Here is a 13,914-nt window from a genome sequence, read left to right as displayed (position 1 = left end):
GTTTACCCCTTAGCGATCCACGTCTGCCATTACGACGTCAATGGTCGCTAAATAAATGATTAAGTCAGATACCAGACTGCCGTTAATCACAGAAGGCATTTGCTGTAAATGCGTGAAAGTTGGTGTACGAATACGAGTACGGTAACTCATCGTTGACTTATCTGAAGTCAAGTAGTAGTTCGATGCACCTTTCACCACTTCTGCCATTACAGATGCTTCACCAGCAGGCATTACAGGACCCCAAGACACGCTTAAGAAGTGCGTAATCAGGGTTTCAATATCTTGTAATGTCTTGTCTTTTGGTGGTGGAACAGCCAATGGATGGTCTGCTTTATATGGACCAGATGGCATGTTATCTAGACATTGTTTGATGATTTTCAATGACTCTTCGATTTCACGGAAGTGAACCAGTACACGTGCGTAAGCATCGCCTTCGTACTCTACAGGTACTTCGAAGTCATAGTTCTCATAACCACTGTAAGGACGGTATTTACGCACATCAAAGTCGATTCCTGTTGCACGTAGACCTGTACCTGTCACACCCCAAGCCAAAGCAGATTTCGCATCGTACTGAGCAACATTACGGGTACGACCAATGAACACTGAGTTTTTCAATGCTGCTGTGTAGTACTCGTTCATACGCTTAGGCATCCAATCAAGGATTTCGCGAATGAGGTGCTGCCAGTTGTTTGGCAAGTCATGCGCTGTACCACCGATACGGAACCATGCTGGGTGCATACGGTAACCTGTGATCGCTTCAATTGCGTCATAGATTTTTTGACGATCCGCAAACATGTAGAAGACGGGTGTCATACCGCCGGCATCTTGAATTGCTGTACCAATGAACAATAAGTGGTTATTGATACGGAACAATTCAGACATCATGACACGGATACATTGCGCGCGGTCAGGAACAGTGATGCCTGCCATTTGCTCTACGCCAAGTACGTAAGGCATGTTTTGCGCACAACCACCTAAATAGTCAACACGGTCTGTATAGGGAATGAATGAATGCCAAGTTTGACGCTCAGCCATTTTTTCCACACCACGGTGGTGATAGCCGATATCAGGCACACAGTCTTTCACTTCTTCACCGTCCAACTGCAAAATCACACGGAATGCACCGTGCGCAGAAGGATGGTTCGGACCTAAGTTCAAGAACATGAAGTCTTCGTCGTCATTACCGCGTTTCATACCCCAATCTTCTGGTACGAAACGAAGGTGTTCCTGTTCGTAATCCTGCTTCGCTTGGTTCTGCATATACGGTGTATATTCAGTGGCACGTGCAGAGTATTCTTTACGAAGTGGGTGACCTTCCCAATAGGTTGGCAACAAAATACGACGGAGCATTGGATGCCCTTCGAAATTGATCCCGAACATATCGTAAGCTTCACGTTCGTACCAGTTGGCATTTGGCCAAATGTTGGTTGCAGTTGGAAGATTTACATCATTTTCATTCAATGCAACTTTGATACGAATATCACTATTACGCTCAAGCGATAATAAGTGATAGAACACAGTAAAGTCAGACGCAGGCAAACCGTCGCGGTGTGTACGTAAACGTTCATCTACCGCAGACAAGTCAAACAACATCACGTATGGACGTGACACTGTACGCAAGAACATTAAAACTTCTTGTACGCGCGCGCGCTCAACCCAGACTGTTGGAAAGTCTTCAAAAGTCGTTTGCACATAGAAGTTCTCGCCAAATTTGGTTTTGAGCTCTTCTACAATTGCAAATGCTGGGCGTGAATCAACTTGCGCTGATTCTGGCATAGCGTTTTCAGTTTCAGCCATTGGCTTGGCTTCCTATTTAATACAAATTCATTCAACCTAAACGACAACTACACCCAGACCGGGTGCATCAAAACAACTGTCGTTTAAATTATTTAATTTCATCCATAGAGCGTAAGTTTTTCACTGCAATACGTTCAGCATTCTTACGGTCACGTTCTGGCATCATCTTTGGCTTATACACTGGCTTAAGATCATCACCAATCACGGCAGAAAGTGGACGGCGCTCTAATTGAATTTGGTCTTGTAACAACATTAATGCTTGGATTAATGCTTCTGGACGCGGTGGGCAACCTGGAATATAAACATCGACTGGGATGATTTTATCAACACCTTGTACAACTGAATAAATATCGTACATACCGCCAGAGTTTGCACATGCGCCCATTGAAATAACCCACTTCGGTTCCAACATTTGTTCATATAAACGTTGAATAACTGGAGCCATTTTGACGAAACATGTACCTGCAACAATCATCAAGTCAGCCTGACGAGGTGAAGCACGGATTACTTCGGCACCGAAACGCGACAAGTCATGCACGCCTGTTAAAGTCGTTGCATATTCTACGTAGCAGCAAGATGTACCAAAGTTAAACGGCCAAACCGAGTTCTTACGACCCCAGTTCACTGCTGTATGTGCCACATCCTCTAAACGAGTCATGAACACATTTTTATTCACTTCTTCTTCAAGCGGATCCGTTACGATTTGACGCTCTTGAAGTGGATATTGATCAGCATCCGGATTCGCACGGGTTAATGTATATTTCATCCCGAGTTACTCCTTATCAGACGATTTAGCCGGTGACTTATCTTTCACACGACCAGATGATTGAGCTGGGATTTGACCTGTAGGGTCCATAACCAACTCTTCAATTGAATTAAAGCGAGTGATTTCTGCAAGATTCATATTTGGAGAACCAACTTTAGGTTTAATCCCTGCTGCTTTACGTTTGTCAGAAGGCGACCAGTTAAGCGCACCAGTAGACAACTCATAAACCAAACCAACGAGTAAAACTAAAATAAATACTGCTGCTGCTGTAAACCCAACCCAACCCACTTCACGAACAGAGTTCGCCCATGCGTAAAGGTAGAGCGCCTCTAAGTCAAATACGACGAAGAAGATAGCAACCAAATAGAACTTTGCTGATAGGCGGATACGTGCACCACCAGCACCAACCACACCCGATTCAAATTGCTCTTGCTTGGCACGGCCCCATGACTTACCCCCAAGGAGTAATGGAACGGTCAGCATAAAGACGCAAAGAAATGTAACGCCGATCACGAAGGCAATAATTGCCCATTCGTATGGAGTAATGGCACTCATGCGGGGATAACTCCTGGCAGGCCTAATTTATTAACAAAGAATGTATGTATTGGCCTTCAAATACACCAAACACAAAATTAATCCCGCCAATTGTACCCGATTGCTGACGTAAGTTGCTAGCTTATAGATATTCGTCTTTAGGATGATTTCTCTTCGTTTTTTGAGATTTTTTCGATGGAGCCCTTTTATTTCGAAACCAATCGCTTTATCTAATAAAACACTACTATTCTATTATTTTTCCAAATTTTAACATCAAACAAAGCCTATAAAGCATTTTTCAACTTTATTTGGATAACAATCCACAATCAGCAGTTTAAAAAACTCAGCTCAGAAACCGCAGCATTTTGCTTATTTAAAAAGTACAAAAACAAATTAAGTCACTCATATTTTTTGTGTTTATTTGCAAATCAAATCAATCAATAGATGCACTCAGCTTTTTCTTATGCTATTGATATAAATAACCAACAACAAAGAATAAGGAGCACCACATGAGTCTAGAATTCACCCATAAACCTAACTATTTTTTATTTGCCCAGTTGCTTATTCGCCATGTTGAAACTTATGTTCGTAAACACCCCGATGCCAATAATGCCATCTTTGATTTACGCGACATTTATGAACTTTTTCGCCAAGACAAGGCTTCAGCCACCACCAATCTTGATGGCATTATGAATATTGTGGATGAATATAAAATTGAAACGATTAATGGTGATCAAAAGCTCATTAGCCGTTATGGCATAGATACGCAAAATAACTCATTATTGATTGACTTTAATGCAGATGCGCTTGAAAGCCTAAAACAAGGCAAGCAGATTATTTCTCCCGATGCCAGCATCCAAGAATAAGTCAGTATGAGAAATAAAAAAGCACCGAATTTCGGTGCTTTTTTAATGCTTAACTTTTTGAGTCTGTATTATCTTTGACACTATATTTCTTTTTAGACTTACTAAAGCGGTGTGCCGGCCATGTCATAGTAAAACGTGCACCACCGAGACTTGGACTCTGATCTACTGTAACGCTACCACCAAACCAATAGGCTATTCGGCTCACAATCGACAAACCTAAACCATAACCACCCGATGCTCGAGTCCGACTATCATCCAAACGTGCGAATGCTTCAAAAACGCGCTCTCGCTCGTCTTCTGGAATACCAGGCCCATCATCTTCAACACACACATAGGCCATACCATTGTCATTAATTCCGCCACTGACCAGCACCTGATGATCGCCATAACGAACCGCATTACCAACCAAGTTCTGCACCACACGGTGTAAATAACGACGCTCAGCTTCAACTTTTAAGCTTAAAGGAGGGGCATTTAAATGAATTTCTTTCTGGGTTTTTAGTGCTTCAGTCTCAACCACCACCTGATCTAACACTTCAAACAATACAATGTTTTCAATATCGAGTGATGGTGTGCCCTGCTCTAACTTGGCATAGGTCATGATTTCATCAATTAAGGTATTTAAAGCCTCAATGTCTTTATCAATCATATCGACTTGTTGAAGACGATATTCATAATCGTCTTCTTCAGCCAACATTTCCATACCAAAACGAATCCGAGCAACGGGCGTACGAAGCTCGTGCGATACCGCACGCATCAGCTCACGCTGTGCCTCGATGAGTCGCTGAATATGATCTGACATGCTGTTATAGCTATTAGCTAGACTGGCCATTTCATCAGTGCCGTCGACAGGCAAACGTAGGGTCATATCACCTGCTTTCATACGGTTTAAACCGTAATTAACCTCACGCAGTTTACGCTGCATCGGTACAAGCAAGCCATATACCCCCAAACTGAGTACAAACAGGCTCAACAAGGTAATCCCTGCTGCGAGCTGAAACGGCATCCAGTTGAAAATAGGCACAGGCCCCAATACCAAAACCTTGCTCGGTGAATTTGGTAAAGGTGGAGACACAATAGAAATGGTGGTGCCACGCACAGAAGCACTATCACGATATAAGATCACGCTATGATCTAAACGCAAGCGACCAATCTGCTCCGACTCTAAAGCCAGATTTTGTACTTCTTCAATTTGTACAGGATAAGAGAAATGTTTCTGTACTTTTTCCAAGTACTCTTCTTCTTGGCCTGGGTAATACACCAGATAATCTAGGATAAAAATCGGGAGTGCTTTCATTTGCAGCTCACCAATTTTATCTACTTTAATATACAGTAAATGTTTCGGATCATCTTTTAGACCAATGATCAGATACGCCACTTGCGTTTGCGCATCATAACGCACAGCCGCTTTACGCTCACTGATCCGCTTTAACTCTGCACGACTCAAATCTACCTTATCGGCAGGGATCATATTAATCGGCAGTTCAAGCAAATCTGAAGCATCTGAAATCCAGTCTGCTTTTTGCTGTGCATTGGTCTGACGGGATACACCTTCACTAATAATAAAGGAAATCCCGTCCGTCAAAGACTCTCGATATTCTTGCACTCGCTGATAGTTAATAATTTGTACAAGCAAATACCCCATGAGGGCAACAATAGCGACCAGCACTACCAGCCCAGCATAGATACGCAAGAATATACTGTGTTTGAACACTAAAAATGTCCCGTTTTAACGAATCAAATAAACGGCTTAAAGACCATTGGTTTCTTTTACAAATAAGTAGCCTTTACTACGTACCGTTTTAATACGTTTTGGATTTTCAGGATCATCACCAATTTTTGGACGAATACGCGAAATACGCACATCAATTGAACGGTCTTGACCGTCATATTCGATGCCACGTAAGCGTTCGAAAATGTCTTCGCGAGAAAGAATGCGGCCTGCATTTGAAGCCAGCAACCACAATAAGTCATATTCAGCGCTGGTAAAGTCAACCAGCTCACCATTTAAAGTCACTGAACGACCACCGTTATCAATCACTAGATCATCAAATTCGATACGCTGTGCCACTTCATCTTCAGGCGCTTTATCAGTACGACGTAATAAAGCACGAATACGTGCAAGTAAAACACGTGGCTGAACTGGTTTTGCCACATAGTCATCTGCACCCATTTCTAGACCAAGCACTTGATCCATATCTTCAGTACGTGCAGTCAACATCAAAATCGGTTGGTGATAATGTGGACGTACTTCACGGCAAATGGTTAAACCATCTGCACCTGGAAGCATCACATCCAACACCACCATATCGGGTTGTTCTGCAATAATACGGCGAATGGCACGGTTACCATCAGGTTCTACCCCAACCTCAAGACCATTACGGATCAGGTACTCTTGAGTTAAGCGAGCTAGGCGCTCATCGTCTTCTACGATTAAAATTTTTGGTAACTTTTCTTCTTGGCTCATGGAGTGCCCCTTTATTTTGACGACTTAACGTATCCTTTAAAATCCAAGGGATACGCTGTGATATATTTTGCAATATACACACGTTTACATTGTAAACAAGATCTTGTTCACCAAACTGATACATCAAAGTAGCATTTTGTTATACATTTTTTTAACCTCCAAATGCAGGCTTTCTCGCGTTTGCTGTATATCCAACCAAAGCAAAAGAAACGTTTCTTTACAAAATGGCGATTTTTCATACCAAGTCACTGTTTGAACAGTTTATAACTCACTCATTCGTCTGTTTTGAACTTATCCACAATGTTATCTATAAGCACTTAAACCGAGCTTTGTTATGCTATCGCCTTGTCTAATAAGGCTTAATACAAGAATCATAAAAAAAAGATCTTTTTGAGATCTTTCCGAGACCAGATCGATCAAAATATTTAATAAAATGTCAAGATTGATCTACCCTGAATTTTCCCGTATCTTGTGTTCAATTAATTTTTAAACCACTAGGTCTTGTGTTTAAACCTCAAACACTGTGGCATAAAAACTGCCCAGTTCAAACGGTCCATAGACATAAAAATAGATGACAAAATGGAGCTATGCTAGCATGAGCGTATCGAATTCAACCCCTGGTCAAATTCAGGTGATTAAACGCACTGGAGATGTTGCCAGCTTTGACGCAGAAAAAATTTCTGTTGCCATTGGTAAGGCATTTTTGGCTGTTGAAGGCCAACAAAGTGCTGACTCAAGCCGCATCCACGATCGTATTTCTCAACTTACCGAGATGGTATTAAATACGTTCAGTCGCCGCCTACCTTCTGGCGGTACAATTCACATTGAAGAAATCCAAGACCAAGTTGAACTTGCGCTAATGCGTACAGGTGAACAGAAAGTTGCTCGTGCGTATGTCATCTACCGCGATCAACGTGCTGATGCACGTAAACAAGCAGGTGAAAACCATCACCCAACCTTACAAATTACTGACGCCAATGGTCAGCTTCAACCGCTTGACATGCGTAAGCTTGAAGCGACTGTAACCAAAGCGGCTGAAGGTTTAGAAGGCATCAATGTTCAAGCGATCATCGATGAAACCATCAAAAACCTTTACAACGGTGTAAAAGCGTCTGACATCGCAACCACGATGATGATGGCAACACGTACACGTATCGAACAAGAACCAAACTATACCTACGTAACGGCTCGCCTACTTCGTGATGAATTGGTCGCAACTGGTTTAACTTTCCTTGGCTTGTCTGAAGACACAGCTGAAGGCGATGCTTTAGAAACTTTCCTGAAGAAAGGTATTGAGCTAGACCTACTTTCACCAGAGCTTCTTAACTTTGACCTTGCGAAATTAGCCGCAGCGATTCAACCAGAACGCTCAAACCAATTTACGTACTTAGGTCTACAAACATTATTTGACCGTTACTTCATCCACTCAGATGGCGTGCGTTTCGAATTGCCACAATTATTCTTCATGCGTGTTTCGATGGGTCTGGCACTTAATGAAGATGACCGTGAAGAACGTGCAATCGAGTTCTACAACTTATTGTCAAGCTTTGATTACATGGCGTCTACGCCTACCCTGTTTAACTCAGGTACGCTGCGTCCACAGTTGTCGAGCTGTTATTTAACGACCATTGATGATGACCTGTATGACATTTATGGCGCTATGCGTGATAACGCAATGCTATCTAAATGGGCAGGCGGTTTAGGTAATGACTGGACGCCAGTTCGTGCCTTGAACTCATATATCAAAGGGACTAACGGTAAGTCACAAGGTGTAGTTCCATTCCTTAAAGTGGCTAACGATACTGCTGTTGCGGTCAACCAAGGTGGTAAGCGTAAAGGTGCTGTCTGTGCATATCTTGAAACTTGGCACTTAGACATCGAAGAATTTCTAGAGCTACGTAAAAACACTGGTGATGACCGTCGCCGTACGCATGACATGAACACGGCAAACTGGGTGCCTGACTTGTTTATGCAACGTGTCTTTGAAGATGCAGAATGGACACTGTTCACGCCGTCTGAAACACCAGACCTACACGACTTAACAGGTGCAGAATTCGCTGAGCGTTATGCACACTATGAAGCAATTGCAAAAGAAACAAACATGTTGCACAAGAAAATCCGTGCAAAAGATTTGTGGCGCAAAATGCTGTCGATGCTGTTTGAAACTGGTCACCCGTGGATCACATTCAAAGACGTATGTAACTTACGTTCACCACAACAACACGTTGGTGTAGTTCACTCTTCTAACTTGTGTACAGAAATCACATTAAACACAAGCAAAGATGAAATTGCGGTATGTAACTTAGGTTCGATCAACCTTGTACAACACGTTCAAGGTGGTGTGTTAGACCGTGAAAAGCTTGCACGTACAGTAAAAACAGCGGTTCGTATGCTCGACAACGTGATCGACATCAACTACTACGCGGTACCACAAGCACGCAATTCAAACTTGAAACATCGTCCTGTAGGTATGGGCATCATGGGCTTCCAAGATGCACTTTATGAAATGAACTTGGCTTATGGTTCAGATGCTGCAGTTGAATTTGCCGATGAATCTATGGAAGTGATTAGCTACTACGCGATTCAAACGTCTAGTGACTTGGCGGTTGAGCGTGGTACTTACGAAACATTTAAAGGTTCATTGTGGGATCAAGGCATCTTACCAATTGACTCTTTAGACATTGTGGCGAAATCACGTCCAGAACGTATGTTTGAAGTAGACCGTACACAGCGTTTAGATTGGGACAGCTTACGTGCCAAAGTTCAAAAAGACGGTATGCGTAACTCAAACGTGATGGCGATTGCACCGACTGCAACCATTTCAAATATTTGTGGCGTTTCTCAGTCTATTGAGCCGACATTCCAAAACTTATATGTGAAGTCGAACCTGTCAGGCGAGTTCACAGTGATCAACCCGTACCTAGTACGTGCGTTGAAAGACCGTGGTCTTTGGGACTCTGTGATGGTGAATGATCTGAAACACTTTGAAGGTTCAGTTCAGAAGATTTCTCGTATTCCTGAAGAACTTAAAGCGATCTTTGCGACGGCATTTGAAGTTGAGCCGCGCTGGATTGTGGATGCTGCATCACGTCGTCAAAAATGGATCGATCAAGCGCAGTCTTTAAACCTTTACATCTCTGGTGCAAACGGTAAGAAACTGGACTTGACCTATAAAATGGCTTGGTTACGTGGTCTGAAAACGACGTATTACCTCCGAGCTTTAGGTGCAACTTCTGCTGAGAAATCAACCATTAACACGGGTGCATTGAATGCAGTAAAACCTGCAACGGTAACGGCAGCGCCTGTTGCAGCAGTTGCTCAAGAAGTTAAACCAGAAGTGGTTACTGAAGATGAAGGCTTCGGTCAAGCAGCTCCAGTGCCAATGGCGTGTTCAATTGACAATCCAGACTGTGAGGCTTGTCAGTAATAACCTCCCCTAACCCCTCCTAAAAGAAGGGGAATTACACCAAAATTATTGAGGTGTGAAAGTCCCTCTTTTTTAAAGATGGATTTAGGGAGATTAAAAATTAAAGACAACCTAGGAAATCACCATGCTCCATATGACACATAACTATATGTTAGGTCTTGCGACCTTGGTGATTTCCTTTGTGGTTTTGTTTTATATGCCGATTGCCTACTTTTGGGTAAAAGCAAACCAAAGCAAAAAGCGAAAGCAAAATAAGTCGTGAGAATCACGTTCTATGCACAGTTTTAGAACAATGATTGGCAAAACTTAATTTTGCTTTCACAAATTAAGCGTATAGTAAGACATCTCAGCACTGTTGGATGTCGATAAAAGATATAAAGCAACGTAGAGAGAATTGATATGTCTATCCTAAGTTGGGACGATTTCGAAGATGATTCGCAAAAACCGGCTGCACCTGAACACAAGTCTGCGCCCGTCGAACCGCAAAAAGCGGCTAATCCGCAGATGGTATCTACTGCAGAGCAACCACAGAAGAATGTGGCAACTGCACAACCCGCTTCAACCGCTCGAAGCCGATCAACAAATCCAGCCGATCCATTGGCAAGAGCATCTAACGCCTTAGAAAGTTTAGATGTTGCTCCAGGTCTAGAAGAACTAGAAATGGGTGCTCAACGTGTACAGGTTGACGACAAAGCGATGATTAACTGTCGTGCTGACTTGAACCAACTTGTACCATTCAAATACGAATGGGCTTGGCAGAAGTATCTAGATGGTTGTGCAAACCACTGGATGCCACAAGAAGTCAACATGAACCATGACATCGCACTTTGGAAGTCTGAAAATGGCTTAACTGAAGATGAGCGCACCATTGTTATGCGTTCTTTAGGTTTCTTCTCGACTGCGGATTCATTGGTTGCAAACAACTTGGTATTGGCAATTTATCGCCACATTACCAACCCTGAATGCCGCCAGTACATTTTGCGTCAAGCCTTTGAAGAAGCGATTCACACTCACGCTTACCAATACTGTATCGAATCTTTAGGTATGGATGAAGGCGAAGTCTTCAACATGTACCGCGAAGTTCCATCTGTAGCACGTAAAGCAGCTTGGGGCTTAAAGTATACTCAATCTTTAAGTGATCCTTCTTTCAAAACTGGTACACCTGAAAACGACCAAATTTTGCTGCGCAACTTGATCGCGTTCTACTGCGTACTTGAAGGGATTTTCTTCTACTGCGGTTTCAGCCAAATTTTGTCGATGGGTCGTCGTAACAAGATGAATGGTGTTGCAGAGCAATTCCAATACATTTTGCGTGATGAATCTATGCACTTGAACTTTGGTATCGACATGATTAACCAAATCAAGATCGAAAACCCAAGCTTGTGGACTGCTGAATTCCAAGAAGAAATCGTTCAGATGATTCTTGAAGGAACAATGCTTGAAATCGAATATGCACGTGACACTATGCCACGTGGTGTATTGGGTATGAATGCTGCGATGATGGAAGAATACTTAAAATTCATCTGTAACCGTCGTTTAGCTCAGTTAGGTTTGCCTGAGCAGTTTGCTGGTGTGAACAACCCATTCCAGTGGATGTCTGAAATGATGGACTTGCGTAAAGAGAAGAACTTCTTCGAAACGCGTGTGACAGATTATCAGACTGGTGGTGCGTTGAGCTGGTAAGGGAAAACCGCGTCGTCACGCGACACATAAGTTGTCATTTGCGACACATAAAATGTCATTGCGCGACACATAAGTTGTCATTGAAAAAACCGCCATTAATGGCGGTTTTTTACATTATAAATATGAAAGCTTATAAAGTAGGCCAATCATCAGGGACCAGCGCTGGTGGTTTTGTCCAAGGAGTTTCGACTAGACACTCCTGAAACCATTTATCTCTTAAGTTTGCATGCTCAGTAACTATTATTTGAAATCCTGGGACTTCTTTTTGAGTAAATTCTAACAATAATGTAAATAATAAGTTAACAGCATTAATATCAGCATCTGATTCAGTTTTTTGTACTGTTCGGTAATCCTCCCATAAATAACCGAAGTTAAAAGTAGAGGTTAAGCAGCCATTAGAGGTGGCTTTCCTTTGTTAGCTTGATGTGGTCTTTCATGGTTGTAATGCCACAACCAGTTTGTTGCATAATCTTGTACTTCATCCAAAGTATCAAATAAATGCTTGCTCAGCCAACTATAACGTATGGTCCGATTATAGCGTTCAATATACGCATTCTGCTGTGGCTTACCCGGTTGAATATATTCAATACGAATACCGTGCTCAGTAGCCCAGCGCACAAATTCGTGACTGATAAATTCGGGACCATTATCGCATCGGATCACTAACGGTTTTTCTCTCCACTCCAGCAATTGATTCAACGTACGAATAACCCTGATTGTGGGCAATGAGAACCCTGCTTCAATGGCTAGGCCTTCGCGGCGGTAATCATCAATCACATTCAATAATCGAAACTTGCGACCATCGGAAAGCTGATCATGCATAAAATCTAATGACCAAACCTGATTTTCTCGGATTGGTTCTTTCAATGGTTCAGGCGCATGCCGTTTTAGTCTTCTTCTCGGTTTAATACGCAGATTCAGTGCCAACTCACAGTAAATGCGGTAAACCCGCTTGTGATTCCAGCAGCAACTCTCAACATGCCGTAAATACGAGAAGCACAAACCAAAGCCCCAATCGGAATTTTCCTCAGTGAGTTCAATGAGCTGTTCAGCAATGAGTGCATTGTCATCGCTGAGTTTGGCTTGATAGCGGTAGCAGGTTTCACTAATGCCAAATGCTTTACAAGCCAAACGAATACTAATGGCATGCTGGGCAACTGCCTGTTGTGCCATCTTACGCCGGCAAGATGGCTTTACCACTTTTTTGCCATCGCTTCCTGGATGATTTCGGCCTTTAATCGCTCTTCCGCATACATCTTTTTAAGTCTGGTATTTTCGGCTTCTAGCTCTTTCAGTCGAGCCATTAATGATGTATCCATACCACCATATTTGGCACGCCATTTATAAAAGGTAGCATTACTCATGCCGTGTTCACGGCAAAGGGTCGCTACAGGTGTGCCAGATTCTGCCTGTTTCAAGATGGACATGATCTGACTGTCAGTAAATTTAGATGTTTTCATGCAGAATCTCCTGCTCGTATCTTAAGAGAAAATTCTACTTTTAGATCCTATTATTTTTAGGGGGGATTACCCCAACACCTCTTAACAAGACTTCAGCATCTTTAATTTCTATGTATTCACCTTTCTTCTCTCCAATTCTGGCTTCAGGAAAAAAATCTTTGAATACTAATTTGATATAAATAAGGCTATTTTTATCATCTTCTCGTACAGAACCTAGTGTATTCTTAATAAAAATATTTGTATCTTTTCCTGCATAAAAAAGATATACGACACTAGGAACGATTAAAATATAAACCAACATTAATAATAATTTTTTATTTTTATAGTCCTTCTCATTCTCAGTTAAATTTTCATTATTTAATTTTTCTGTTTTTAATTGATTTATGATTTTATCAATACAAAATTTTAGTAATAAACTTAAAAAAATCATTGTAATCAAATTCAATAATTTTCCACCATAAAAAGCAAACACAAAGGCCAAGCCAAAAACAGAAAGTAAAAACTTGATAAAAAATTTTCCAATTCGATCAACACTTTCTTTCAAATCTAATTTGATAAAAAAAAGATTCAATAATTTTTTGGCTAACTTTTCTCTAAAATAAAATAAGGTGATACATATATTTTTTAATACACTTAATAAACCAACTAAAGTATTTCCGAGAGCATAGTGTGACCCTAAAAATAACAGATACACAAAACAAAATTTAACTGTGATAAGAAAGAATAAAAGACCATCCCCCAACGACAAATCTGTTGGAAAATAATCAATATAAATAAAATAGCAAAGTATAAGGCATATACCAAAACCAATAATAAACTTAGTAATTAGCCCACTAAATCCTATTAGCCATTCTATCTTCAAGAATAGAAATTTAAGAAATTCTGACATTTTTTATTTTTTTGAATCTAAATTC

Annotated in this window: 11 protein-coding genes and 1 pseudogene; 4 read left to right on the top strand and 8 right to left on the bottom strand. The window is 41.5% G+C overall.

Translation table 11 applies throughout. The annotated features are described in order from the left end of the window. Positions 1-9: 9 nt before the first annotated feature. The 3 genes from nuoC to ndhC form a co-directional block, all read right to left on the bottom strand. The gene (nuoC, locus tag ACG9ZB_RS00815) at positions 10-1,797 is read right to left on the bottom strand and encodes an NADH-quinone oxidoreductase subunit C/D (protein ID WP_419323487.1); all 1,788 of its coding nucleotides are present in this window, start codon (positions 1,795-1,797) and stop codon (positions 10-12) included. Between the two features lie 88 nt (positions 1,798-1,885). Further along, positions 1,886-2,563: a NuoB/complex I 20 kDa subunit family protein gene (locus ACG9ZB_RS00810; protein ID WP_004695382.1), complete on the bottom strand. Its 678-nt coding sequence runs from the start codon at positions 2,561-2,563 to the stop codon at positions 1,886-1,888. A gap of 6 nt (positions 2,564-2,569) precedes the next feature. Beyond that, positions 2,570-3,118 (bottom strand): NADH-quinone oxidoreductase subunit A, encoded by a 549-nt coding sequence (ndhC, locus tag ACG9ZB_RS00805; protein ID WP_419323485.1) that lies wholly within the window; start codon positions 3,116-3,118, stop codon positions 2,570-2,572. 488 nt (positions 3,119-3,606) lie between these two features. Between ndhC and ACG9ZB_RS00800 the strand changes: the two genes are divergently transcribed. Then, a complete protein-coding gene (locus ACG9ZB_RS00800) occupies positions 3,607-3,963 on the top strand; it encodes a hypothetical protein (protein WP_004695379.1) in 357 nt (118 codons plus the stop codon). Positions 3,964-4,012: 49 nt separating this feature from the next. Here the strand turns inward: ACG9ZB_RS00800 and bfmS are convergent, their stop codons facing one another. Continuing rightward, a complete protein-coding gene (bfmS, locus tag ACG9ZB_RS00795; protein WP_419323483.1) occupies positions 4,013-5,677 on the bottom strand; it encodes a sensor histidine kinase BfmS in 1,665 nt (554 codons plus the stop codon). Between the two features lie 36 nt (positions 5,678-5,713). Then, entirely contained in the window at positions 5,714-6,430 is a 717-nt protein-coding gene (gene bfmR, locus ACG9ZB_RS00790) for a response regulator transcription factor BfmR (protein WP_004695375.1), read from the bottom strand. 595 nt (positions 6,431-7,025) lie between these two features. Here bfmR and ACG9ZB_RS00785 point away from each other — a divergent pair. From ACG9ZB_RS00785 to ACG9ZB_RS00775, 3 genes are all read left to right on the top strand, one after another. After that, entirely contained in the window at positions 7,026-9,857 is a 2,832-nt protein-coding gene (locus tag ACG9ZB_RS00785; protein ID WP_419323481.1) for a ribonucleoside-diphosphate reductase subunit alpha, read from the top strand. 124 nt (positions 9,858-9,981) lie between these two features. After that, positions 9,982-10,119, top strand: a complete 138-nt coding sequence (locus tag ACG9ZB_RS00780) for a hypothetical protein (protein ID WP_004695369.1) — start codon at positions 9,982-9,984, stop codon at positions 10,117-10,119. Positions 10,120-10,256: 137 nt separating this feature from the next. Beyond that, entirely contained in the window at positions 10,257-11,540 is a 1,284-nt protein-coding gene (locus tag ACG9ZB_RS00775) for a ribonucleotide-diphosphate reductase subunit beta (RefSeq protein WP_419323479.1), read from the top strand. Between the two features lie 130 nt (positions 11,541-11,670). Here ACG9ZB_RS00775 and ACG9ZB_RS00770 read toward each other — a convergent pair. From ACG9ZB_RS00770 to ACG9ZB_RS00760, 3 genes and pseudogenes are all read right to left on the bottom strand, one after another. Next, positions 11,671-11,877, bottom strand: a pseudogene (locus ACG9ZB_RS00770) (DUF3732 domain-containing protein); the annotation flags it as partial. A gap of 47 nt (positions 11,878-11,924) precedes the next feature. Next, positions 11,925-13,000 (bottom strand): IS3 family transposase gene (locus ACG9ZB_RS00765; protein ID WP_101494812.1). Its coding sequence is split into 2 segments (ribosomal slippage): positions 11,925-12,748 and positions 12,748-13,000, totalling 1,077 coding nucleotides; the frame shifts between segments, so codons are not numbered across the junction. A gap of 40 nt (positions 13,001-13,040) precedes the next feature. Continuing rightward, positions 13,041-13,889, bottom strand: coding sequence for a hypothetical protein (locus ACG9ZB_RS00760; RefSeq protein ID WP_419323477.1), 849 nt, complete (start codon positions 13,887-13,889; stop codon positions 13,041-13,043). Between the last annotated feature and the right edge of the window lie 25 nt (positions 13,890-13,914).

Origin of the sequence: Acinetobacter johnsonii (genome assembly GCF_048551975.1) — a bacterium.
Taxonomy (GTDB): domain Bacteria; phylum Pseudomonadota; class Gammaproteobacteria; order Pseudomonadales; family Moraxellaceae; genus Acinetobacter; species Acinetobacter johnsonii_A.
Note: the sequence above shows the minus strand (reverse complement) of the source record. Positions and strands in the feature narration are given on the sequence as shown.